The organism is Rhizobium sp. LEGMi-198b (assembly GCF_054114205.1).
Genome location: NZ_JBSYVH010000001.1, coordinates 1,189,941 through 1,214,680 on the forward strand (window position 1 = coordinate 1,189,941; position 24,740 = coordinate 1,214,680).

Below are 24,740 nucleotides of genomic sequence, written 5' to 3' on the forward strand. Positions count from 1 at the left end.
GCTTGCCGCGACGTCCCCTCCCCTTCCGGCCTTTTCCCCACGCCGGTTTTTGCTCAAGTGATTTGGAGAGCCATTATGGAAATGCGTAAGCTTGGACGAACTGATCTTTTCACCGCGCCGATCGTCTTCGGCGGCAATGTCTTCGGCTGGACGGCCGATGAGAGGACCTCCTACGCTCTGCTCGACGCCTTCTTCGACGCCGGCTTCAACACAATCGATACAGCCGACGTCTATTCAAGCTGGGTTCCGGGCAACAAGGGCGGCGATTCCGAGGAGATCATCGGCAAGTGGCTGAAGCAGGGCCGTGTCGCCCGCGACAAGGCCATTATCATCACCAAGGTCGGCTCGGAAATGGGTCCCGGCAAGAAAGGGCTGAAGGCGGACTACATCCTGCAGGCGGTCGAGGATTCGCTGAAGCGCCTACAGACCGACTATATCGACCTCTACCTCTCGCACTGGCCGGACCCGGAAACCCCGCATGAGGAGACGCTCGGCGCCTATGCCAAGCTGAAGGAACAGGGCAAGATTCGCCATGCCGGCTGCTCCAACCTCAATGCCGAGCAGTTGCAGGCCTCCTTCGACGCCGCGGCCAAGGCTGGCCTGCCGCGCTACGACGTGCTGCAGCCGGAATATAATCTCTATGCGCGCGACAGCTTCGAAGGTCCGCTCGCGGACCTCTGCGTCAAGGAAGAAATCGGCGTCATCACCTATTTCAGCCTCGCGGCCGGCTTCCTCACCGGCAAATACCGCAGCAAGGCCGATACCGAAGGCCGGGCGCGCGAAAACCGCGTCGCGACTTATCTCAACGACAAGGGTTTCCGCATTCTCGCCGCTCTTGATACAGTCGCGGCGGAAACCAAATCCACGCCGGCCGATGTCGCGCTCGCCTGGCTGCTGCGCAAACGGGGTGTTACCGCGCCGATCGCCAGCGCCACCAGTCTCAGCCAGCTCGACGCGCTGATCAATTCGGCAAAGCTTTCGCTTTCCGACGAAGCGATGAGGCTGCTCGACAAAGCCGGCGAATAACGTAGGCAGGGACAAAACGATGACCGTGGTGATCCGCGATGCCAAGCCAGAAGACGAAAGCCGCTGGCGCGAGCTCTGGGCCGACTATCTCGCTTTCTATGGCGTCGGCATCGCGCCGGATATTACCGACAAGACATGGCGCCGGGTCTTCGATCCGGCGTCCGCCATATTCATGCGCGTCGCCGAAGTCGATGGCGAGGTGAAGGGTTTCACGCTCTGCCTGACGCATGAGGGCACCTGGGTGCGTACGCCGGATTGCTATCTGGAAGACCTGTTCGTCGATGAAAGCGCACGTGGCCGGGGTGTCGGCCGGGCGTTGATGGACGACCTCGTCGCCCTCTGCCAAAAGAACGACTGGGCGCGGCTCTATTGGCATACGGAAGAGAGCAACGCGACGGCCCGCAAGCTCTACGACAGCTATGTCGAGAGCGACGGACACATTCGTTACCGCATCAGTTTTTAGGGCATGATCCCAAAAAGTGTGAAGCGGTTTTTGGATAAGATCATGCCCAGTCAAATAACCGGTTTCGGAAATCCTTCGTAGAGGGCCGAATGATCGCCTTGCCAATTTGCCATGCCGGGCTTGGTCAGCATGCCGCGCGGCGGGGCATAGCTCTGGATCGTCCGTTGCGGCCGCTCGTGCCATTGGATGTTGAAGGCCCATAATTTCGGGAAGAAGCAGAGCGAAGCGTAGGGCAGGTGATCGTGGATCCACCAGGCAAGCTTCTGCCAATCTCCCTCTTCGCGGCAATTGTCGATCAGCCACGGCACGATGATACAGACTGCCGCGCCCATGCAACCATCAAGATCGCGCATATCCCAAATATGATGCGTGGCGGTGTGGGCATTGGTCGAGCAATTGAAGCCGTTCCTGTTACCGAAGGCATTGACCTCGGGCGCGCGGTAGCCTGAACGGATATGCAGTCGTCCGAAGGTCGCCTGCAGCGGCTCCAGCAGCTCCTCGCAAAGCCGGCTGCCGGTCTCGATTGCCAGATCAGGATCATCGGGGATATTCGGAATGCGATGGAAATCGGCGATCTCCGAGTGCAGGAAATCACGCAGGAAGAAATTCTTCGACAGCCGGACGCGGCCGAGCTCCTCCAGCCCCTTCATCGATCCCGGCTTCTTCATCGTCTCGAACCTCTCTCCGCCCGCGTGACTGGTACAGACACCTTATCTCACGCCGCCACCCCGAATTTTGTCAGCAGCGGGAACAATTGGGATTGCACTGGCTTCTGTAGGGGTCGCCGTCGAGCGGCATTCCAGAAAAATCAGGCTCTGACAACACGGAGAGAGAGATAATGGCCAAGGACAAGACGTTGGAAGATCTGTTCTACGATACACTGAAGGACATCTATTATGCCGAGCGGCAAATCGTTCGGGCACTGCCCAAGATGGCTCGCGCAGCGCAATCGCCGGATCTCAAGGCCGGCTTCGAAAAGCATCTGCAGGAAACCGAAGGACATGTGGAACGCCTGCAGCAGGTGTTCGAACTGATCGGCAAACGCGCGCAAGGCAAGACTTGCGAAGCCATTCAAGGAATCATCGCCGAAGGCGAAGAGATCATCGACGAATTCAAGGGAACGCCCGCTCTCGATGCCGGGCTGATTTCCGCCGCGCAGGCCGTCGAGCATTATGAGATTGCCCGCTACGGCACGCTGCGCACCTGGGCGAACACACTCGGCCAGCAGCAGGTGGTCAAGCTGCTCGACCAGACGCTGCAGGAAGAGGGAAACACCGACAAGATCCTCTCGAAGCTGGCGATGACCGCTGCCAATCAGAAAGCCGCAGCGTGATTGCCTCGTGGCAAGAGCGGCGGGGCCTGCCCCGCTGCTCTCCTATTGCCCGGTATATTTGAAGAAATCGATGAAGGCCCTGAGTGCCGGGCGCATCTGACGACGGCTGGAATAATAGATGCAGAAGCCGGGATAGGGTGCACACCAGTCCTCCAGCACGCGGATGAGCTTGCCCTCGGCCAGTTCCTGCTGCACGCGGATGTCAAACAGATAGGCTAGGCCGGCGCCATTGATCGCCGCCAGAACCGCAAGCCGGTCCTCGATTACGATCAAAGGCCCGTCGATGGCGACGATCAACTCACGACCGTCCTTCTCGAACTCCCAGCGATAGAGAGAGCCATCGGTAAATCGTCGCTTGATGCAGCGGTGATGGACGAGATCGCGCGGATGCAAAGGCTTCGGATTCTTCTCGAAATAGGCCGGGGAGCCGGCGATGACGGTGCGGATATCCGGCGAGACCTTCACCGCGATCATATCCCCTTCGATGCTCTCCTCCAGGCGAATGCCGGCATCGAAACCTTCCTTGACGATATCGCTGAAGCCATCCTCATTGGCGATCTCCAGCGTGATATCGGGATAGGTGTTCAGGAAATCGCCGAGCCGCGGGGCGAGCAGCAGGTCGGTCGCAAAACGCGGCGCGGTGATGCGAAGGTTGCCGGCCGGACGCCCGCGGGCGGCAAGCGTATCCTCCAAGGCAATATCGATCTGCTCCAGTGCCGGCGCCAGGCGTTCCAACAACAGCTTACCCTCCTCCGTCGGCGACACACTTCGGGTCGTGCGGGCAAGCAGCCGCACGCCGAGGCTTTCCTCCAGGCTGGAGACCGCATGGCTGACAGCGGAGGGCGCTATCGATAGTTCCTTGCCGGCGGCACGGAAGCTGCGATGGGCAGCAACGGCGGCGAGGACCGCCAACTGAGAGAGCTGGGTTCTGTTCATTGATCTAAATAATAGAACAGCCTATTTGGATTTGCATGCATTTTCATTCGTTATCGGCAAGCATAGTTTCTCGCTTGTCACGCGGCAGGCAATCATTGTCGTCGCGGCTCGGAATTAAGCTCAAAAGGATACGACTATGAAAACCCGCAAACTCGGCAAGGAACTTTCTGTCTCCGCCGTCGGTCTCGGCTGCATGGGCATGAGCTTCGCCTATGGCGCTACGGATGATAACGAGTCCGTCAAAACGCTGCATCGTGCCGTCGACCTCGGCGTAACCTTTTTCGATACCGCCGAAACATACGGCCCCTTCACAAACGAGGTGCTGGTAGGCCGTGCGCTGAAGCCCGTCAGGGATCGCGTCGTCATCGCAACGAAGTTCGGCTTCAAGCTCGATCTGGAAAAATCCGGTCCGGCAGCGATGGTCGGCGTCGACAGCCGGCCGGAACATGTGAAAGAGGTGGCCGAAGCCTCGCTGAAACGCCTCGACACGGATGTCATCGACCTCTTCTACCAGCACCGCGTCGATCCGAATGTTCCGATCGAAGATACCGTCGGCGCCATGGCGGAGCTGGTGAAGGAGGGCAAAGTGCGGGCGCTCGGGCTTTCCGAAGCCAGTGCCGCCACCATTCGCCGCGCCCATGCCGTGCATCCGATTGCCGCCGTGCAGAGTGAATATTCGCTGTGGAGCCGCGACCCGGAGGAAGAGGTGCTTGCCGCCTGCCGTGAACTCGGCATCGGCTTCGTGCCCTATAGCCCGCTTGGCCGCGGCTTCCTGACCGGCGCGATCCGCAATGCGGACGAACTGGCAGCCGATGACTTCCGCCGCAATCTGCCGCGTTTCCAGGCCGAGAATTTCGACGCCAACGCCGCACTCGTCGCCAAGCTCGAAGCCCTCGCCAAGGACAAGGGCGTCACCGCGGCACAGCTCGCACTCGCCTGGGTGCTGCACCAGGGCGACGACATCGTGCCAATCCCCGGCGCCCGCAAGCTGAACCATCTGGAGCAGAATGCCGCCGCTGCCGACATCACGCTCTCGGCCGGCGAACTTCAGGAATTGAGCGATGTCATGCCGCTCGAGCTGGTAGCTGGCAAGCGCTATTCGGATGCCTCGCTGGCGATGACGAACCGGTAGGATCGTCAGCCATTCTCCCGCAACATCGGCACCGGCGCCCCCTCGCCGTTGCCGATGAACACGTGACACATCTATTCGATGACGAACTGAACGCGATCCCCAGCAGCCATCGTCATGAGGATGAAACAGACGCTCTGTAAAGGTCTGTACTGCGAAACAAGGTATCGACCTTCTACAAAATAAGCTTTTGATTTTTCTCTGCTTATCCGTGCCGAATGACATCTTCGCATGCGCAGTCCATTGCGAACTGGATGATTGGCATTCCCATCGAGCGTTCTGTCGAAAGCCTTGAAAAGCGTAGACTAAAGTACCAATTTTTGATCGAAGGCTTCACATCAAATAGATCGTTATGGTCGAAATCCCGCTTTTAGATCTCGACGCTCGGTTGACAAATTAGCCCGAAGTTTGAAGAGTGCGGCCAATCGAAACGGACAGCGTTGGGGGGACTTATGTCTAAGCGCGCGTTTATCGAACTTTCCGCTTTTCTTCTCGCCACCTTCGCTGCCTTGACGCCGGCGAGCGCCGCCGATACGAAGCGCCAGGTGGTCACCACACAGGATGGGGACTATTTCGGCTTCGATCTGCGCACCGAACAGAATGTCACGCTGGACCAGTGCTCGACATCCTGCATCGGCGACAAATCCTGCAAGGCCTTCACCTATAATCCCAAGGTGAAATGGTGCTTCCTGAAGTCCGATTTCAACCAGCTCAACAGTTTCCCCGGCGCTGTCGCCGGCAAGATCGTCGAAACGGCTGCCGCCAACGAGCCGGATATCGGCGCCGCACCCGCCCTCCCCTTCCTTTCCGACAATTTCGTACAGAGCGCGCGCGATGCGAAGAGCAGGCTCACGCTCGCCAATGAGTTGAAGGGACAAGGCGTCGAAAGCCTGACGGCGCTCGGCCGCATCGAGCTGACCTCCGGCAACGTCAACAATGCCTTGAACGCCTTCCAGGGCGCGCTGTCGCTTGCGCCTGACAATGGCGCGCTCTGGGTCGAGATGGCACGGGCCGCCAACACGATAACGAACGATACAACCGTCGCCACCCAGGCGGCTTACGCTGCTCTCAACGGCTATCAGCTTTCCCGCACGACGCGCAGCCGCGCCGACGCACTCGCCGTGCTCGCTACCTCGCTGCAGAATGCACAGAATTATCGCCAGGCGCTCAGCGCCTATAAGGCAAGCCTCGCTCTGGCCGGCTCCCCGACGATCCAGGCCGCCTATGACGATCTCAAAGCCCGGCAGGGCTTCCGTGTGACCGGCAACACGCTGGACAACGACAACGCCTCGCCCCGCGCCTGCCTGCAATTCTCCGAAAAACTGGTGAAGAGCGGCGTCGACTACACGCCCTTCGTGACCGTCAACGGCGCCGCCCCCAAGGGCGTCGACGCCAAGGACAACCAGATCTGCGTCGAAGGCCTCGAATTCGGCCAGCACTACAAGATTTCGCTGCGCCGCGGCCTGCCCTCCTCTGTCGATGAGAACCTTGCCGCCCAGGTGGACATCGATGTCTATGTCAAGGACCGCACCGCCTCGATCCGCTTCACCGGCGACAATTTCGTGCTGCCGTCGACGGCGCGTCGCGGCATTCCCTTGGTTTCGGTCAACACCACCACGGCCAATCTGAAGCTCTACCGCATCGGCGACCGCAACATTGCCCAGTTGCTCAGCAATTCGCAGTTCCTGACGCAGATGGACAGCTATAGCGCCCAGACCATCCAGGACACCAGCGGCGAACTGGTCTGGCAGGGTTCGATCGATATCCAGCAGGACCTCAACAAGGACGTCGTCACAAGTTTCCCGGTCGACGAGGCGCTGCCCAAGCGCAAGCCGGGCGTCTATGTCCTGACCGCCGTCACACCGAACGGCGGCCAGGAGTGGGATCCGCAGGCTACGCAATGGTTCGTCGTCTCCGACATCGGTGTCACGACCTATGCCGGCACCGACGGCTTGAACGTCTTCACCCGCTCGCTTGGCAGCGCCAAGCCGATCGCTGGCGTCGAACTGCAACTGCTCGCCAAGAACAATGAAATCCTTGGCACTGCGAAGACCGATGCGAACGGCCGCGCCACCTTCAGCGCCGGCCTGATGCGCGGCACGGCAGGCATGACCCCGGCCGTCATCACGGCGCAGAACGGCGACCAGGATTACGTCTTCCTTGACATGACCCGTGCGGGCTTCGATCTCTCCGACCGCGGCGTCACCGGCCGCACGGCACCGGGCGCGATCGATCTGCTCACCTGGACCGAACGCGGCATCTACCGCGCCGGCGAGACGGTGCATGCCTCCGCTCTTGCCCGCGACGTCAGCTCGATGGCGGTCGAGAACCTGCCGCTCACCTTCGTCTTCCTGCGCCCCGACGGCGTCGAGGACCGCCGCATCGTCACCGACGGCGGCAAGCTCGGCGGCTACAATGTCGACCTGCCGCTACAGCAGACCTCGATGCGCGGCACCTGGACAATGAACATCTATACCGACCCGAAGGGCACCTCCATCGGCTCACAGACCTTCCTCGTCGACGATTTCGTGCCGGATCGCATCGAATTCGACATGAAGAGCGACGCGAAGGCGATCGAAGTCGGCCAACCCACACCGGTCAATATCGAAGGGCGCTACCTCTACGGCGCGCCGGCCGCGGGTTTAAGCCTCGAAGGCGAAGTGACGCTGAAGCCGACCCGCGAGAGCGCCGACTATAAGGGCTATGAATTCGGCCTCGCCGACGAGGGCGCCGGGCAGGACAACAGCGATAGCGACAGCAGCGGCGACAACAAGGCCGAAAGCTCGCAAATGCCGCTGGAAGACCTGCAGGCGCTGGACGAAGACGGCAAGACGACCTTCGACGTCACCATAGCCGACACGCCTTCGACCACGCAGCTCCTCAATGCCAACATCACCGTGCGCATGCAGGAGGCCGGCGGCCGGGCCGTCGAGCGCTCCCTGACGCTGCCGGTCAAGGCGGATGGGCCGCGGATTGGCATCAAGCCGGAATTCGACGGCGATCTCGGCGAAAATTCGATCGGCAATTTCCATGTCATCGCCGTCGACCAGAACGGCCAGAAGCAGGCTATGCAGGGCCTGACTTGGAAGCTGCTCAGCGTCGAACGCGACTACCAATGGTATCGCGACGGCAGTAGCTGGAAATATGAGCCTGTGATGTCGACCAAGCAGGTCGCCACCGGCACGGTCAACGCCACAACGGACGGCGCTAGAATCTCGGTGCCGGTGACCTGGGGCCGCTACCGGCTGGAGGTAGAGACGACCGATACGAACGGGCCGGAATCCAGCGTCGAATTCAACGCTGGCTGGTATGTCGCTTCCACCTCGACACAGACACCTGATGCACTGGAAATTGCGCTCGACAAGGACAGCTACCATGTCGGCGATACTGCTAAGCTGAAGGTGACCTCGCGTTACGCCGGCCAGTTGATGGTGACGGCCGGGTCCGAAACGCTGATCTCGGTGACCAATGCCGATATCGGCGCCACCGGCGGCGAAGTCGACATCCCCGTCACCGCCGATTGGGGCGCCGGCACCTATGTGATCGCCACCCTCTTCCGCCCCGGCGATGCCCAGGAAAGCCGCATGCCGATGCGCGCAATCGGCATCAAATGGGCGATCGTCGATCCCGGCGAACGCAAGCTGCAGGTCAAGCTCGATGCGCCGCAGAAGACCCTGCCGCGCCAGCCGCTGACTATCGGCGTGCAGGTGGCGGGCGCGGGCGCCAACGAGGATGCCTATGTCACGGTTGCCGCCGTCGATGTCGGCATTCTCAACCTCACGCGCTACCAGCCGCCAGCCCCGGACGAATGGTATTACGGCCAGCGCCAGCTCGGCCTCGAAATCCGCGACCTCTACGGCCGCCTGATCGACGGCTCGCTCGGCGCCACCGGGCGGTTGCGCACCGGCGGCGATGGCGGACAGGCGGCCTTGCAGGCCAGCCCGCCGACGGAAAAGCTGATCGCCTTCTTCTCCGGCCCGATCAAGCTCGATGCCAGCGGCAAGGCCAATGTCAGCTTCGACATTCCGCAGTTCAACGGCACGGCACGCCTGATGGCCGTCGCCTGGTCGAAGGCCGGGATCGGCCATGCGACGCAGGATGTGATCATCCGCGACCCCGTCGTCGTCACCGCTAGCCTGCCGAAATTCCTCGCTCCGGGGGATAAGGCCAATCTCCGGCTCGATATCGCCAATACTGACGCGCCCGCCGGCGACTACAGGCTGGCAGTGACGGGCAACTCGGCCGTGACCGTGGATGCAAGCGCTGCGCAGCAGACGATCAACCTACAGACCGGCGGTAAATACAACATCACGCTGCCGCTGACCGGCGGACAGCCCGGCGACGGTACGGTTTCGATCAAGCTGTCGAATGCTTCCGGCATGTCGCTCGATCAATCGGTCGATATTCCAGTTCGCCCGGCGCAGCTACCAGTCACCGAACGGCGCGTCATCGCGCTTGCCCCCGGCAAGAGCCTGACGGTCAATGCCGACCTTTTGGCAGACAGCGTGCTACCGGGCGCTTCCGTCAGCCTCAATGTCAGCCGCTCCAGCGCCTTCGACGTGCCCGCTTTGCTGATGAGCCTCAGCCGCTATCCTTATGGCTGCGCCGAGCAGACAGCCAGCAGCGCGATGCCGCTACTCTATTTCAGCGATATGGCGATCAAGAACGATCTTGCCGACGACGCTGAAATCCACAAGCGCGTTCAGGACGCGATCTATCGCGAAATGTCCTATCAGTCGTCGACGGGCAGCTTCGGCCTCTGGGCTCCGGGCTCCGGCGATCTCTGGCTCGACGCCTATGTCACAGACTTCCTGACCCGCGCCCGCGAGCAGAAATACACCGTGCCGGATCAGGCCATGGTGCAAGCACTGGAAAACCTGCAGAACTCCTTGAGCATCAACACCAACGTCAAGGACCAGGGCAACGAGATCGCCTATGCGCTCTACGTGCTCGCCCGCAACAAGAAGGCTTCGATCAGCGATCTGCGCTACTACGCCGACACCATGCTGAACGACTTCCCGACGCCACTCTCCAAGGCACATCTGGCGGCCGCTCTCGCGCTCTATGGCGATGCCCAGCGCTCACGCAACATCTTCGTCGATGCGCTGCAGATGTCGCAAAAGGCGGCGGTGACCAAGGTCAGCTTCGCTCGTTCCGACTACGGTTCGTCGCTGCGCGACGGCGCGGCCGTGCTGGCGCTTGCTGCCGAAAGCCGCCCTGTGCCGCCGATCATTCCAGACCTGGCGTCGGTCGTTGCCAAGGAATGGCAGACCAAGACCTATACCAGCACCCAGGAACAAACCTGGATGCTGCTCGCCGCCCGCGCCCTACAGAACGGCGATGACGGCCTGACGCTGGATGTCAACGGCGCTGCCCATAGCGGCGCTTACATGGCCCAAATGACCGGTGACGCCCTGATGGGACATCCGCTGACCGTCACCAACACCACACGCCAGCCCTTATCGGCCGCGGTGACTACGGTCGCCGCTCCGGTCGCACCACTGCCGGCCGGCGGCAACGGCTTCAAGATCGAGCGCAAGTACTACACGCTCGATGGCGAGGAGGCCAATGTCAGCCAAGCACAACAGAACGAGCGTTACGTCGTGGTGCTGCATGTTACCGAGGACAATGACTGGCCGCAGCGCCTTCTCGTGACCGATCTCCTGCCCGCCGGCTTCGAGATCGACAATCCGAGCATCGTCAACAGCGCCCAGCTCTCCAACTTCGACTGGCTCAGCGATATCCAGCCGGCCCATGTCGAATTCCGCAACGACCGCTTCGTCGCCGCTTTCGACCAGAGCACCGGCGCCGATCGTGATCTGACCTTCGCCTATGTCGTCCGCGCCGTTACCCCCGGTACCTACGATCATCCGGCCGCGAGCGTCGAGGACATGTATCGTCCGCAATTCTCGGCCCGCACGGCGATGGGCCGTATGGAGGTGCTGGCAGCACAGCAGTAAGAGCAGGTGATGAAGACGCGATGGAAAATTGCGATCGGTGTCGGGATGAGCGCCCTCTCGGTGGCGGCGCTGATCTTTGGCCTCGAGGCTGCCGATCGCGCCTTTCCGCCGCCGCTCGACAAGGCCGGCATCGTTTCGTCTGAAGTGCTCGACGTCAATGGCGAGTTGCTCCGAGCCTTCGCCACGCCGGAGGGGCGCTGGCGGCTGAAGACCGATGTCGCCGATGTCGATCCGCAATTCCTGCGCATGCTGGTCGCCTACGAGGACCGGCGGTTCTACGACCATCACGGCGTCGACCCGATGGCGCTCGGCCGGGCACTTGTGCAGCTCGTTAGCCATGGCCGCATCGTCTCGGGCGGCTCGACACTATCGATGCAGGTGGCGCGGCTGATCGAGCCGCGCAATGAGCGATCAGTGACGGCAAAGCTGCTGCAGATCGTCCGCGCCATCCAGATCGAGCGGCGGCTCAGCAAGGAGCAAATCCTCGATCTCTATCTGACGCATGCGCCCTATGGCGGCAATCTGGAGGGTGTGCGGGCGGCAAGCCTTGCCTATTTCGGCAAGGAGCCGCGGCATTTGACCGTCGCACAGACGGCCTTGCTGGTCGCTCTGCCGCAATTACCGGAAAAGCGCCGGCCGGACCGCAATCTCGCAAGCGCCGAGGCAGCCCGCCGCCGCGTCCTCGATCGCGCTGCCGTTGCGGCTGCCGTCGGCGAGGGTGAAGCTGAGCGGGCAGCGCTCGTCCCGGTCCCCGCGAAGCGACGGCAATTGCCGGCCTATGCCGCGCATCTCGCGGAGGCCGCGCTACGCAAGCAACCCGGCGTCATCCAGCACCACACGACGCTGCGCCAGGATATTCAGCAAGGCCTGGAAACCGTCGCCGATGAGGCATCGAAGCGGCTGGGGCCGAAGGTCTCGGTCGCCATGGTGATGGCGGATGCACATACGGGCGACATCGTCGGCGAGGTCGGCTCGGCGAATTATTTCGATTCCAGCCGCTCCGGCTGGATCGACATGACCCGCGTCCTGCGCTCGCCCGGCTCGACGCTGAAACCCTTCATCTACGGCCTGGCCTTCGAAGAAGGATACGTCGCCCAGGAAACGATCATCGAGGACCGCCCTGCGGATTTCTACGGTTATCGCCCGCGGAATTTCGACATGACCTACCAGGGCGATGTCAGCGTGCGCGAGGCGTTGCAACTGTCGCTCAATGTGCCGGCCGTGCGTCTGCTCGACGCCGTCGGGCCGACGCGGCTCCTCGTGCGTTTCCGCCGCGCCGAGGTGAAGCCGGTATTGCCGCCCAACGAAGCGCCGGGCCTTGCCATCGGCCTCGGCGGCGTCGGCATTACGCTCAAGGATCTGGTGCAGCTCTATGCAGGCCTTGCCAACCGCGGCAAACCGATGCGGATCGGCGACGGTATTCAGGACCAGCCCGGGCCGATCGAAAGCGAGCCGCTGATGGAGCCGGTGGCAGCCTGGAACATCACCGACATTCTCTCCGACATCATCGCGCCGGCCGGCAGCAAGCAGCTCGGCATAGCCTATAAGACCGGCACCAGCTACGGCAACCGCGACGCGTGGTCCGTCGGCTACGATGGTGCGCATGTGCTCGGTGTCTGGGTCGGCCGGCCCGACAATGGCGCGGTGCCGGGACTGGCGGGCTATGTCTCAGCCGCCCCCATCCTGTTCGAAGGCTTCGCCAAATCCGGCGTCGCTATCGCGCCGTTTCCGCCGGCGCCCATGGGCGCGGTGCGCATTTCCGCCACCGAACTGCCGATCAGCCAGCGGCGTTTTTCGGTGACGGCCGCCGGCTTGCTGTCAGCCTCGACCCGCGAGCCGGCGCCACAGATCGTCTATCCGCCAGAGGGGGCGCGCGTCGATCTTGGCGCGAGCAGCGGCGCCAACCCACCGATGCCGCTGGCATTGAAGCTACAGGGTGGCCGCGCGCCGTTCCGCTGGCTCGCCAACGGCAAGCCGCTGCCCGATCTCTCCCGCCGCCGCACCAATCAATGGGTTCCGGATGGCGCCGGCTATTCGACGTTGACCGTTATCGATGCCGCCGGCCGGGCCGCCAGCGTACGGATTTTCGTAGAATAAGACCGGTCAAATCCTCGCGATCACGCCGCCGTTTTTGCCAGTTGGGGCGTTTATGCTATATTAACAAGCACTCAAACGAGGAATAGCGAGATGTCAGAAGAGCAAGCAATCCGTGCGGTTGTTCACCTCTATGTCGATGGCATGGCATTCGCGAACGAGCCGGCATTGCGCAAGGCGCTCCATCCACGAGTAGCGATCATAGGCAATTATCAGGGCGCGGTGGAATGGATGACGCGCGACGAATTCATCAGCGCTATCGTTGAAGAAGGCAGCGCACCGCCCGACACCGTTCCGCTGATGGAGATCGAGCTGATCGATATCGAAGGCGATGCCGCAAGCGTCAAAGTCGTCGACGAATTCGCCGGCATGCGCTTTTCCGACTATCTGTCATTGCTAAAGATCGACGGACGGTGGACCATCGTCAACAAGGTCTACCATTTGCATCGGTAGGTCTTTCCCCTTCTCCCAGGTGGGGAGAAGGGAAACCTTGTCACCCCCGCAACACGCCACCTGTCGTTTTCGTCACGTTGGCGACGATCTTCTGGGTCAGCGCCTCGAAATCCTCGTCGGTCAGCGTGCGCTCGGCCGGCTGGATCTGCACCTCGATGGCGATCGACTTCTTGCCGTCGCCGAGCGATGCGCCCTCGAAAATATCGAAGACATTGACGCCGGTGATCAGCTTGCGGTCGGCACCCGTGGCGGCGCGGATGATCGCGCCGGCTTCCACAGTCTTGTCGACCACGAAGGCGTAGTCGCGCTTGACTGCCTGGAACGGCGAAAGCTCCAGCGCCGGCTTGGTGCGCGTCGTCTTCTTCTTCGGCTCCGGCATGGCGTCGATATAGACCTCGAAGCCGGCAAGCGCGCCGGTGACATCGAGCGCTTCCAGCGTCTTCGGATGGAATTCGCCGAAGTAGCCGAGAACGACTTTCGGACCCATCTTGATCGTGCCCGAACGGCCCGGATGATACCAGGCGGGGCCACCCTGCTCGATCTGGATATTGCCCATCGGCAGGCCGCAGGCTTCGATCACGGCCAGTGCGTCTGCCTTGGCGTCGAAGACATCGACCGGCTTGCCGCCGCCCTTGGCGGCGTTCGACCACATGCGGCCGGCGCCCGTCAGCGTCGCAGTACCACGGCGGATGCCGCCGGCGACGCGGCGCTGGCCTTCGGGCCTGTCGTTTTCATAGGTGCCGGAAACCTCGAAGATCGCGACGTCGCCATAGCCCTTGTCGGCGTTGCGTTGCGCAGCCGACAGCAGGCCCGGCAGGAGCGAGGGACGCATGTCGGACATGTCGGCGGCGATCGGATTGGCAAGCTTCAGCGCATTGGAGCCGCCGCCGAAGAGCTTGGCCTGATCTTCGGAAATGAAGGACCAGGTGACGGCTTCCAGCATGCCGCGGGAGGCAAGCGCGCGCTTGGCGGTGCGCGTACGGATCTGCAGCGTTGTCAGAATCTTGCCGTTGACGGCGTTGTGGCTTGCGAGCGGCTGCGGCTTGATATTGTCGACACCATGGATGCGCATGATCTCTTCGACGAGATCGGCCTTGCCATCGACATCCGGCCGCCAAGAGGGAACTGCGACGGAGACCCGCTCGCCCGAGCCGGAGACCGAAAAGCCGAGCTTCGTCAGGATTGACCTGCCCTCTTCCACCGAGACGTCAAGGCCAGTCAGACGCTTGACCTCGGAGAAGGGGAAATCGACGATCTTGGCGTCGTAGCCCTTATAGCCTTCGACCTTGGCCTTGGCGGCGGTGCCGCCGCAGCAGGCGAGCACCAGCTCGGTCGTGCGTTCCAGGCCGGGAGCCATATATTCCGGATCGACGCCGCGCTCGAAACGATAGCGGGCATCGGTGATGATGCCGAGGCTGCGGCCGGTCTTGGCGATGTTCATCGGGTCCCAAAGCGCCGATTCGATCAGCACGTCGACGGTGTTCTCATCGCAGCCGGAATGCTCGCCGCCCATGATGCCGCCGATCGACTCGACGCCATCATCATCGGAGATGACAACATTGTTGGGATTGAGCTTGTATTCGCGCTCATCCAGCGCCAGCACGGTCTCGCCATCCCGGGCACGGCGCACGACCAGATTGCCCTTGACCTTGGCGGCGTCGAAGACGTGCATCGGCCGGCCCTGATCGAAGGTCATGTAGTTGGTGATGTCGACCAGCGCGCTGATCGGGCGCAGCCCGATTGCGAGCAGCCGCTGCTGCATCCATTTCGGGCTCGGGCCGTTCTTGATGCCGCGTACGAGGCGGAGCGCGAAGCCGGGGCAGAGGCTGGTATCGTCGAGCTCGATCTTCAAGTCCACCGGCGTATCGCCGTCGACGGCGAAGGTCGGCGTCAGGCGCGGCTTCAGCGTGCCGAGGCCGGAAGCGGCGAGGTCGCGGGCGATGCCGTAGACGCCGGTGCAGTCGGGACGGTTCGGCGTCAGGTTGATCTCGATCATCGGATCGTCGAGCCCGGCATAGGCGGCAAAGCTGGTGCCGACGGGCGCATCTTCCGGCAGATCGATGATGCCGTCATGGCTGTCGGAGATTTCCAGCTCCTTTTCCGAGCACATCATGCCATGGCTTTCGACGCCACGGATATTGCCGACCGTCAGGATTACATCGATACCAGGAACATAGGTGCCGGCAGCCGCGAAGGCGCCAACGAGGCCGGCGCGGGCATTCGGCGCACCGCAGACGACCTGAACCGGCTTGCCGGAGCCGTTGTCGACCATCAGCACCTTCAACCGGTCGGCCTGCGGATGCTTTTCGGCTGACAGCACCTTGGCGATGACGAAGGGCTTGAACGCCGCCTTATCGTCGACGTCTTCCACTTCCAACCCGATCATCGTCAGGCGGGCGCAGATCTCGTCAAGCGTGGCGTCGGTTTCCAGGTGCTCTTTCAGCCAGGAGAGTGTGAATTTCATGTGCTTTATCCCTTCCTTACACGCTCAAACCGCCGAACAGTGTCGGCATGTCGAGCGGGCGGAAGCCATAGTGGTTCATCCAGCGGACGTCGGCGTTGAAGAAGTCGCGCAGGTCGGGCATGCCGTATTTCAGCATGGCGATGCGGTCGAGGCCCATGCCCCAGGCAAAGCCCTGATATTCATCCGGATCGAGACCGCCATAGCGCAGCACGTTCGGGTGAACCATGCCGCAGCCGAGGATTTCCATCCAGTCGGTGCCTTCGCCGAATTTGACGATCGGGCCGGAGCGATCACACTGGATATCGACCTCGAACGAGGGTTCCGTGAACGGGAAGAAGGACGGGCGGAAGCGCATCGTCACATTGTCGACCTCGAAGAAGGTCTTGCAGAATTCTTCCAGCACCCAGCGGATATTGGCGACATTCGCCGTCTTGTCGATGACGAGGCCTTCCACCTGATGGAACATCGGCGAATGCGTGGCGTCGCTATCCTGGCGATAGGTCTTGCCGGGAATGATGATGCGGATCGGCGGCTTCTGCGTCTCCATGGTGCGCACCTGCACCGGCGAAGTGTGCGTGCGCAGCACCTTGCGCTCACCCTTCTCGTCCGGCTGGAAGAAGAAGGTATCGTGCATCTCGCGGGCCGGGTGCCCTTCGGGGAAGTTCAGCGCCGTGAAGTTATAATAATCGGTCTCGACGTCGGGACCTTCGGCGATCGAAAAGCCCATGTCGCCGAAGATGGCGGTGATCTCGTCGACGATCTGGCTGATCGGATGAATGCGGCCGCGTTCCGCAGGCGAAGAACGCACGGGCAGGCTGACGTCCAGCGTCTCCGCCTTCAGCTTGGCCTCGATCGCGGCATCGCGCAGCGCACCCTTTCGGGCGTTGATGGCGTCGGTCACCGAATTCTTCAGCGCATTGATCGCCGCGCCCCGCGTCTGCCGCTCTTCCGGCGACATCGAGCCCAGCGTCTTCAACAGTTCTGAAACCGAGCCCTTCTTGCCGAGAGCGGAGACCCTGACGGCTTCGATCGCCTGCTCGTCCGTGGCAGCGGCCACGTCGGCCATGAGTTGGGTTTCAAGAGTATCGAGTTCCGTCATCTTGTCCTGCCTTGCGGAGGGCGGGCTCACCGCGCCGCTCATTCCGCAGAATAATTGGTGAACACATACATCGGATAGCTGGTGGCAACGATGAAGCGCTGCAGATCACTACCCATGTGCACGCGGCCAATCAACGGGCAAATGACAAAAACCCGCCAAGAAAGCGGGTCATGTGCCGAAGTTCGGCCACAGCCGGCGGCGGCGCGCGCTTTGATCAGGCCACATGGGCTCGATCACGCGTGCTGCAAAACACAAAACCCGCGCCGGTTTTTGCCAGCGCGGGTTTGCAATGAATACACGAAATACGTGGAAGCGGTGTTAGTTCACAGCAGCTTCGAATTCGTTCTTCGTGCCGGCGTCCTTGAGATATTCCAGCGCCTTCTTGGAGGCGGCGACGAGCGCGCCGAAAGCTTCCGGCTCATGGATCGCCATGTCGGAGAGAACCTTGCGGTCGACTTCGATGCCAGCCTTGTTCAGACCGTCGATGAAGCGGCCGTAGGTCAGGCCGAATTCGCGGACGGCAGCGTTGATGCGCTGGATCCAGAGGGCGCGGAAGTTGCGCTTGTTGATCTTACGGTCGCGGTAAGCGTACTGCTTGGAGCGGTCGACGGCGGCCTTGGCGGTACGGATGGTGTTCTTGCGGCGGCCGTAGAAGCCCTTGGCTGCCTTCAGAACCTTCTTGTGCTTGGCGTGGGCGGTAACGCCTCTTTTTACGCGTGCCATTTCATGATCTCCTTAGTCTATAGCGTTACGAATAGTCTCAGAGACCGTTCGGCAAGTAGTTCTTGACAACCTTACGGCCATCCGGTTCTGCGAGAACCATGGTGCCGCGGGCGTCGCGAATGAACTTGTTGGTACGCTTGATCATGCCGTGGCGCTTGCCAGCAGCGGCTGCCTTGACCTTGCCGGACGCGGTGATCTTGAACCGCTTCTTGGCAGAGGACTTCGTCTTCATCTTGGGCATTTTGCTACTCCTTCGATGCTTCCTGGCGCGCTTTGTAAAAAGCCTCCCCACAGATCCGGCTGGGCCGGGGCTGCGACAAGGTGCCGGAGCGTTTGTTGTTGAACGGCGGATACGGTGACGAACCGCTCCGCCAGCATTCTGAACTGCCACGGCATGCCCTGCCGGTCAGTTCGGACGCGCGCTTATAACCGCAGTCGCCTGTAAGTGCAACGGGCACGGCGGGGATTCTTTTACGGATCGATGACAGGCATCAACCCGGAGCACAAAAGGAAAAAGCCGCCCAACAGGACGGCTCCGGCCTCTTACGTCTGCTCGCGCCTCACTTTGGCGCAAGCACCATCATCATCTGGCGACCTTCGAGCTTGGGCTCGGCTTCGACCTTGGCGATCTCGAGCGTATCTTCCTTGACCTGCTGGAGAAGCTTCATGCCGAGTTCCTGGTGGGCCATTTCACGGCCGCGGAACTTCAAGGTCACCTTCACCTTGTCGCCTTCTTCAAAGAAACGTTCGATCGCCTTCATCTTCACGTCGTAGTCATGCGTGTCGATGTTCGGGCGCATCTTGATTTCTTTGACTTCGACGACCTTCTGCTTCTTGCGCGCCTCGGCGGCCTTCTTCTGGTTGGCGTATTTCAGCTTGCCCAGATCGAGGATCTTGCACACAGGCGGTTCAGCGTTGGGGGAAATCTCCACGAGATCGAGACCGGCCTCCTCTGCCATTCTCAATGCCTGGTCGGTTGGGACGATGCCCATATTCTGGCCGTCAGCCGCGATGAGCTGAACTTTGGGAATGCGGATTTCCCTGTTGGAACGTGGCCCGTCCTTCACGGGCGCATCGGTTTTAAAGGGTCTGCGAATGGTCGTACTCTCCACGAATTGTTTCGGATTGCTGCAGCCTCTCGCTCCCGTCGGCGCAACTGACGGAAATGTCGTAAAAGCTGCGGTGAAGTCAATAGCATGATGCCAGGAAAAAATCACCTCCCGTGTGCCAATACTGTGCGGCGCAGCCGTAAGATGCGCAAAGGACACAGCAACATCACAAAATAGCGCATGCGCTTCTTCAGAAATCGGAAGGATTTTTGCACTCGCGTGGGTGCGAATCTGCTCTATAAAGCACAAAATTCCGGGAGTTTTTAATGTCAGAAGCACTAGCCGACCTTGAACCGACCTTTATTTCCGTGGGCAGCGCCGACGACCAACGGCAAATTGCCGTGCAACTGCGCGCGGCCAGGAAAGGCGTAAAGGGCGCGACCTTCGTGTGGCTCTCCGGCTATCGCTCCGATATGAGCGGCACCAAGGCGCTGGAGCTCGACGCGCTTGCCGAACGGCTGGGCCTCGGCTGCATCCGCTTCGATTATTCGGGCCATGGCCAATCCGGCGGCGTCTTCACCGACGGCACGATTTCGCGCTGGTTGGAAGAGGCGCTCGCCGTCATCGACTACGCCAAGCCGAAGCGGATCGTCCTTGTCGGTTCGTCCATGGGCGGCTGGATCGCGCTGCGGCTCGTCCAGGAACTGCGCAAGCGCAAGAAGACACCGGCCATCCAGGGCCTTGTGCTGATTGCTCCCGCCCCGGACTTCACTATCGATCTCATCGAGCCGAACCTTTCCGATGTCGAGCGGAGATCGCTTGCCGAACGCGGCTATTTCGAGGAGCCTTCAGAATATAGTCCCGAGCCGAATATCTTCACCCGCGCGCTCATCGAGGACGGCCGCGCCAACCGCGTCTTGACCGGCATCATCGAAACGGGCTGCCCGGTTCATATCCTACAGGGCATGCAGGACGAGGATGTGCCCTTTGCCCATTCGTTAAGATTGGTCGAACATTTGCCGGCCGACGATGTCGTGTTAACACTTGTGCGTGACGGCGATCATCGGCTGTCCCGACCGCAGGATATCGAGCGCATGTTGACCGCAGCGGAGACGCTGGCGCTCCATAATCATCCGTAAAAACATATAGATAGCTTTGTGAAAAACCTGCGGACGGCCCGCTGCGGGGGTAGAACCCGCATGCCTTCCGGTAATCATAAGAGGCATTGAATTGTGGCGACTAGCCTCTTGATTGTGCTGAAATTAACCATAAAGGCTGGTTCCGCTGTTAACACTTAAGTAACGATTGACTTGGCGCGCCCCCTTACATTAACAATTTGTTAACAAATGCAGGGACGATACAAGGAAAGTGGGCGTGCGTATTAAGGGCGTATTCGTTGCCTTCGCAGCTATAGTTGCGATGTCGTCGTCGGCCATGCCGGCCCCCCAGAACACCGCATCGATGACCATCGGCGGTGTCACATCCCAGCCCATCGGGCACTATGAGTTTTGCGAGCGTCATGCCGACGAATGCGGCCCGACGCGCAATACCGGTCCTGTCGATATGAACGCCGCCACCTGGACGCTGGTCAATCAGGTCAACCTGCGCGTCAACAAGACCATCACGCCGGCCACCGACATGGAAGTCTATGGGCAGGAAGAATATTGGGAATACCCGAAGACGGCCGGTGACTGCGAAGATTTCGCGCTTCTGAAGCGCAAGCTTCTCATGCAGAAGGGCTTTTCCGCCGCCAACCTTCTGATGACGGTCGTACGCAAACCCGATGGCGAAGGCCATGCCGTGCTGACATTGCGTACCGACCAGGGCGACTACATTCTCGACAATCTCGATGACGAGGTGAAGGTCTGGTACCAGACCCCCTATTCCTATCTGAAGCGCCAGGCGAGCTACAATGCCGGCCGCTGGGTCACCATCGAAAACGGCAACGACGTCCTCGTCGGCGCCGTCAAGTAATCACCGTAAGAACACAACTCATACAAAAGGCCGGCACATCTGCCGGCCTTTTGTTTTTCCAAAAATGCTCAGAACGGTCTACACCTCTCAGGCACGGACAAATTGAAGCGCCATTTGGTTAGTTGTTCTTATGGCTCTGCTGACCGGCCTTGACATGCTGTTCATGGGTGCTGCCGCGCGTACCGCTCGATCGCTGCTCCTTCGACGATCGCGTCTCACCCATTTCCAATCAGTATGCCCGCTGCAAGCACCAGGGAACCGCCGACGACGACTTGGAAGGCGGCGCGGAGAAACGGTGTCTCCATATATTTGTTCTGAATAAAGGCGATCGCCCACAGCTCGAAGAAGACAACGATGGCGGCGGTGATGGTGGCGGTCCAGAAATTGGGAATGAGATAGGGAAGCGCGTGGCCCAAGCCGCCGAGTGCCGTCATGACGCCGCAGGCAAGACCGCGCTTGATCGGCGAGCCGCGGCCGGAAATCTTGCCGTCATCATGGGCGGCTTCGGTGAAGCCCATGGATATGCCGGCGCCGACGGAAGCCGACAGGCCGACGAGGAAGGTCTGCCATGTCTGCTGCGTCGCGAAGGCGGCGGCGAAGATCGGCGCAAGCGTCGAGACCGAGCCGTCCATCAGGCCGGCAAGGCCCGGCTGCACATAGGTCAGCACGAATTTGCGGCGGGCATCCGCATCCTCTTCTTCCTTCACCGATTCCGGCGTGTGCTTGTCGCCAAGCATGCGGGCAATGTCTTCATGCCCTTGTTCAGCCAGCGCCAGATCGCCGAGAAGCTGGCGCGTCGAGGCGTCGGAAACCCGCTTGCCCGCCTCGACATAAAAATTATAGGCCTGCTGTTCCATGCCCTCGGCTTCTGCACGGATGGCTTCGAGCGACAGGTTCTTGCGTAGCCAGTCCGGCTTGCGTTCATAGAAACCGTTGACATGTTCGCGCCGGATCAGCGGGATACGCTCGCCGAAACGCTTGCGGTGCATGTCGATCAGCGTCTTGCGGTGGGTATCCTCGACTTCGGCCATGTCCTCGAACACCTTGGCGGAATCGGGATAGTTGTCTCTTAGAATATCGGCATAGGCGAGATAAATGCGGGCATCGTCCTCTTCCGAGGCGATGGCAATGGCGAGAATTTCCTGTTCGGACAAAGAGGCAAAGGAACGTTTTGGCGAGCGGAAAAACCCGAGCAACATAAAAATCTCCATCTTTAGAATTATTCTAAAACTAAAGTGGACGATCACTGGGGTCAAGGGCTAACAGACTATGCCGAGCCAACTACCCCATGACTTTGACAGATTGCCGCAACGGCGGCATGACATCTTGGTTGCGCCATGAAAATGCATAGATAGAGGGCCGACAAACGCCGTATTGCGCAAAATGCTGAGCGGCGGCAGGAGCATCACATGAACAGTGACATACAGGGTCGCGCCGCTCACCTGGCCGGCATCCGCGAGAAGGCCGAAGCCGAGATGACGCGCATCGGCATCGATGCCGCCTTCATCGACCGGCTTGTCGATACTTTCTACGGACGCATTCAGGCGCATCCCCGGCTCGGTCCGGTTTTTGACGGTCGTCTTGCCGGTCGGTGGCCGGACCATATGGAGAAGATGAAACGCTTCTGGTCGTCGGTTGCGTTCAAAAACGGCGCCTATGGCGGCAAGCCGGTGCAGGCTCATCTCGGCGTCGAAGGCATCGCGCCGGACCTCTTTCCAGAATGGCTGGCGCTTTTTTCGGAAACGCTTGCGGATATCGCGCCCTCGGATGAAGCTCGGGCCTGGTTCATGGCGACGGCCGAACGCATCGCCAAGAGCCTGACGCTCTCGCTCTTCTATAATCCGGCATTGGACGATCCGGCGAGGAAGACTGTCTAAGCTCAGCCCTTCGTCGCGAAAATCGTTGCGCCGATGCTGGCGGCCACGACGAGCGCCGTGCCGAACATTTGCGACGGCGTCATCGGCTGCGACAGGATAATAAAGCCGGCAACAGCAGCAATGGCGGGTTCCAGGCTCATGAGGATGCCAAAGGACGAGGTCGGCATGCGCCGCAGCGCGACCATTTCCAGCACATAGGGGAGCAGCGGAACGAGCAGTGCCAGGCCGGCGATTTCGAGGAGGCCAGAGGCTGTCAGATGCGGGGCGGCGGAGGCAAAGCCGAAAGGTGTTGAAACGACCGCCGCGACCAGCAGTGACATGGAAAGCCCTTCGAGACCCTGGAAGGCGTTGCCGACCTTCTTCGTCAACAGGATATAGCAGGCCCAGCCCACGCCCGCGCCGCAGGCAAAAAGGATGCCCGGCAGATTGCCCACCCATTCCTCACCGTCATAGGCCAATAGCAGAACGCCGACGCCGGCGAAGACGGGCCAGAGAAGCTGACGGCTCAACCCGAAGCCGAGGGTCGCGACAAGCAGAGGTCCGAGGAAGTCTATCGCGACCGCAAGACCCAGCGGAATGTGCGCAATCGCCGAGAAGAAGGAAGCCGTCATCAACGCCGATACGGAACCAAGTGCCAGCACGCTGATCCATTGCGAGCGGCTGTAGCTCATGATCTTCGGACGGACGATGATCGCCAGTGCGGCAGACGCGAAGACGAGCCGCAGCCACGTCGCGCCGACGGGTCCATAGGTATTGATGATCGGAGACGACAATGCCGAGCCGAATTGGATGCTGCACATGGACAGGACGCACATCAGCACGCCGGCGGCAATGCCGCCGGAGGATGGCGCAACATCCGGATGCGGCATCAGCGCCGCGCCGCCATCCGTGCCACTTTCGATAAGCTGCTGGTCCATGACCTCTCCTCTTATGCGGGTTTTTTAGAGATCTGGCCCTGGACTGACAAATTCAAACTTTTCATCCTGCGATCACGCGCGTTGATCCAGGCCCGTCTCAGGCTTCGAGGCCCATGAGGACGTTGGCGACGTTCAGGCCGATCTTGGGCACGCCATAACCGCCCTCCATGCAGACGAGAACCGGCAGGCCGGCGCCGGCAACGCGCTCGCCCATGCGAATGAAATCCTGCGACGTCAGCTTGAAAAAGGAGATGGGATCGCGCTCGAACGTATCGACGCCGAGCGAGAGCACGATCGCCTCCGCGCCGAAATTCTTGATGCGGGCGAGAGCCTCGGCAAGTGCCGCCGACCATTCTTCCCAGGACGTGCCGCGCGGCATCGGATAATTGCGGTTCGCCCCCAACCCTTCGCCTTCGCCCTTCTCGTCGACATGACCCAAGAAATAGGGGAAGGCATGGATGGGATCACCATGCAGCGAAGCGGTGAAGACATCGCCGCGCCGATAGAAGATATCCTGCGTGCCGTTGCCATGATGGAAATCGACATCGAGCACGGCCACTTTCTTCGTGCCGTGGTCGCGCAGCCGCTGCGCGGCGACGGCGGCATTGTTGATGAAGCAATAACCCCCGAAGAGATCGTATCCGGCGTGGTGGCCGGGCGGGCGGCAGAGGGCGAAGGCATAGCGATTGCCGGCATGGAGCCAATCGGCACCCGTCAATGCGCAGCGCATCGATGCGAGCGCCGCTTCATAGGAGCCCTTGGTGATCGAGGTGTCGGCGGCGTTGGCATAATGGCCGATCATGCCGACAATGTTTTCCGGCACGCGCTGGCTGGTGCGCCGCACGGGAAAGGAATTGGCGATCGCCTCACCCTTGTAACCGGCCGCAACCCAGCGCTCCCAGACCACGCCCAGAAAATCGAGATAGGCGGGATCGTGAACCTTGCGCGCCGTCTCCAACCCATGCGCTTCCGGCGCGACGATGTCCGCAAAACCGGCCTCCTTCACGGCGGCCAATATCCATTCGGCACGGAACGGCGCTTCGAAAGGCGTCACAAGCTGCCCATCATGCAGTTCTGTCTTGGCGTCCCTCAGCTTGTGATCTTCCGAATAGATGACGCGCATGGCAGCCTCCTGACGCCGGCTAAATTCCCTGGGGAATGCAGAGGCTTACACGGATTGCAGGACGGAAAAAAGAGCCGCATGCGCTCTTGATCGCCGGCAGAGACAACGCCACCTTCCGCA

At 61.0% G+C, this 24,740-nt stretch carries 20 protein-coding genes; 10 read left to right on the forward strand and 10 right to left on the reverse strand.

Annotated elements, in window-relative coordinates:
* Positions 1 to 75 precede the first annotated feature (75 nt).
* Positions 76 to 1,026, forward strand: coding sequence for an aldo/keto reductase (locus ACXHXG_RS05840; RefSeq protein WP_283048662.1), 951 nt, complete (start codon positions 76 to 78; stop codon positions 1,024 to 1,026).
* A 19-nt stretch (positions 1,027 to 1,045) separates the two neighbouring features.
* Complete coding sequence (locus ACXHXG_RS05845) at positions 1,046 to 1,489, forward strand: GNAT family N-acetyltransferase (RefSeq protein WP_104821704.1); 444 nt, start codon at positions 1,046 to 1,048, stop codon at positions 1,487 to 1,489.
* 50 nt (positions 1,490 to 1,539) lie between these two features.
* Here ACXHXG_RS05845 and ACXHXG_RS05850 read toward each other — a convergent pair whose 3' ends face one another.
* Positions 1,540 to 2,157, reverse strand: a complete 618-nt coding sequence (locus ACXHXG_RS05850) for a hypothetical protein (RefSeq protein ID WP_457898710.1) — start codon at positions 2,155 to 2,157, stop codon at positions 1,540 to 1,542.
* Positions 2,158 to 2,327: 170 nt separating this feature from the next.
* Here ACXHXG_RS05850 and ACXHXG_RS05855 point away from each other — a divergent pair, with 170 nt between their 5' ends.
* The gene (locus ACXHXG_RS05855; RefSeq protein ID WP_104821702.1) at positions 2,328 to 2,822 is read left to right on the forward strand and encodes a YciE/YciF ferroxidase family protein; all 495 of its coding nucleotides are present in this window, start codon (positions 2,328 to 2,330) and stop codon (positions 2,820 to 2,822) included.
* A 42-nt stretch (positions 2,823 to 2,864) separates the two neighbouring features.
* On the opposite strand, the gene ACXHXG_RS05860 is transcribed toward ACXHXG_RS05855, so the two are convergent.
* On the reverse strand, positions 2,865 to 3,758 hold the full coding sequence (locus tag ACXHXG_RS05860; RefSeq protein WP_457898711.1) for a LysR family transcriptional regulator: 894 nt from the start codon (positions 3,756 to 3,758) through the stop codon (positions 2,865 to 2,867).
* 136 nt (positions 3,759 to 3,894) lie between these two features.
* On the opposite strand from ACXHXG_RS05860, the gene ACXHXG_RS05865 reads away from it, so the two are divergent.
* The 4 genes from ACXHXG_RS05865 to ACXHXG_RS05880 all read left to right on the forward strand — a co-directional run bounded on the left by ACXHXG_RS05865 (position 3,895) and on the right by ACXHXG_RS05880 (position 13,394).
* Positions 3,895 to 4,890, forward strand: coding sequence for an aldo/keto reductase (locus ACXHXG_RS05865; protein WP_104821700.1), 996 nt, complete (start codon positions 3,895 to 3,897; stop codon positions 4,888 to 4,890).
* A 449-nt stretch (positions 4,891 to 5,339) separates the two neighbouring features.
* Positions 5,340 to 10,847 (forward strand): alpha-2-macroglobulin family protein, encoded by a 5,508-nt coding sequence (locus ACXHXG_RS05870; protein WP_457898712.1) that lies wholly within the window; start codon positions 5,340 to 5,342, stop codon positions 10,845 to 10,847.
* A 9-nt stretch (positions 10,848 to 10,856) separates the two neighbouring features.
* Positions 10,857 to 12,944 (forward strand): penicillin-binding protein 1C, encoded by a 2,088-nt coding sequence (gene pbpC / locus ACXHXG_RS05875; protein WP_457898713.1) that lies wholly within the window; start codon positions 10,857 to 10,859, stop codon positions 12,942 to 12,944.
* 90 nt (positions 12,945 to 13,034) lie between these two features.
* The gene (locus tag ACXHXG_RS05880) at positions 13,035 to 13,394 is read left to right on the forward strand and encodes a nuclear transport factor 2 family protein (RefSeq protein ID WP_104821697.1); all 360 of its coding nucleotides are present in this window, start codon (positions 13,035 to 13,037) and stop codon (positions 13,392 to 13,394) included.
* Positions 13,395 to 13,434: 40 nt separating this feature from the next.
* Here the strand turns inward: ACXHXG_RS05880 and pheT are convergent, their stop codons facing one another.
* The 5 genes from pheT to infC all read right to left on the reverse strand — a co-directional run bounded on the left by pheT (position 13,435) and on the right by infC (position 18,777).
* A complete protein-coding gene (pheT, locus tag ACXHXG_RS05885) occupies positions 13,435 to 15,858 on the reverse strand; it encodes a phenylalanine--tRNA ligase subunit beta (RefSeq protein ID WP_457898714.1) in 2,424 nt (807 codons plus the stop codon).
* A gap of 16 nt (positions 15,859 to 15,874) precedes the next feature.
* Positions 15,875 to 16,957: a phenylalanine--tRNA ligase subunit alpha gene (gene pheS / locus ACXHXG_RS05890; protein ID WP_260303283.1), complete on the reverse strand. Its 1,083-nt coding sequence runs from the start codon at positions 16,955 to 16,957 to the stop codon at positions 15,875 to 15,877.
* 318 nt (positions 16,958 to 17,275) lie between these two features.
* A complete protein-coding gene (gene rplT / locus ACXHXG_RS05895; RefSeq protein ID WP_104821695.1) occupies positions 17,276 to 17,680 on the reverse strand; it encodes a 50S ribosomal protein L20 in 405 nt (134 codons plus the stop codon).
* Positions 17,681 to 17,717: 37 nt separating this feature from the next.
* Positions 17,718 to 17,921 (reverse strand): 50S ribosomal protein L35, encoded by a 204-nt coding sequence (gene rpmI, locus ACXHXG_RS05900; protein WP_028750884.1) that lies wholly within the window; start codon positions 17,919 to 17,921, stop codon positions 17,718 to 17,720.
* 319 nt (positions 17,922 to 18,240) lie between these two features.
* Positions 18,241 to 18,777 carry a translation initiation factor IF-3 gene (gene infC, locus ACXHXG_RS05905; protein ID WP_183868856.1) on the reverse strand — a complete coding sequence of 179 codons (537 nt, stop codon included), beginning with the start codon at positions 18,775 to 18,777 and terminating at the stop codon, positions 18,241 to 18,243.
* A 278-nt stretch (positions 18,778 to 19,055) separates the two neighbouring features.
* On the opposite strand from infC, the gene ACXHXG_RS05910 reads away from it, so the two are divergent.
* Both ACXHXG_RS05910 and ACXHXG_RS05915 read left to right on the forward strand, forming a co-directional pair.
* Positions 19,056 to 19,868 carry an alpha/beta hydrolase gene (locus tag ACXHXG_RS05910; RefSeq protein WP_457898715.1) on the forward strand — a complete coding sequence of 271 codons (813 nt, stop codon included), beginning with the start codon at positions 19,056 to 19,058 and terminating at the stop codon, positions 19,866 to 19,868.
* Positions 19,869 to 20,103: 235 nt separating this feature from the next.
* A complete protein-coding gene (locus tag ACXHXG_RS05915) occupies positions 20,104 to 20,703 on the forward strand; it encodes a transglutaminase-like cysteine peptidase (protein ID WP_283048642.1) in 600 nt (199 codons plus the stop codon).
* A gap of 215 nt (positions 20,704 to 20,918) precedes the next feature.
* Here the strand turns inward: ACXHXG_RS05915 and mbfA are convergent, their stop codons facing one another.
* Entirely contained in the window at positions 20,919 to 21,902 is a 984-nt protein-coding gene (gene mbfA / locus ACXHXG_RS05920; RefSeq protein ID WP_283048640.1) for an iron exporter MbfA, read from the reverse strand.
* Positions 21,903 to 22,112: 210 nt separating this feature from the next.
* On the opposite strand from mbfA, the gene ACXHXG_RS05925 reads away from it, so the two are divergent.
* Complete coding sequence (locus ACXHXG_RS05925; RefSeq protein ID WP_457898716.1) at positions 22,113 to 22,580, forward strand: group III truncated hemoglobin; 468 nt, start codon at positions 22,113 to 22,115, stop codon at positions 22,578 to 22,580.
* 2 nt (positions 22,581 to 22,582) lie between these two features.
* Here the strand turns inward: ACXHXG_RS05925 and ACXHXG_RS05930 are convergent, their stop codons facing one another.
* Entirely contained in the window at positions 22,583 to 23,497 is a 915-nt protein-coding gene (locus tag ACXHXG_RS05930; protein WP_104821689.1) for an EamA family transporter, read from the reverse strand.
* A gap of 97 nt (positions 23,498 to 23,594) precedes the next feature.
* Positions 23,595 to 24,620, reverse strand: coding sequence for a histone deacetylase family protein (locus ACXHXG_RS05935; RefSeq protein ID WP_457898717.1), 1,026 nt, complete (start codon positions 24,618 to 24,620; stop codon positions 23,595 to 23,597).
* Positions 24,621 to 24,740 lie beyond the last annotated feature (120 nt).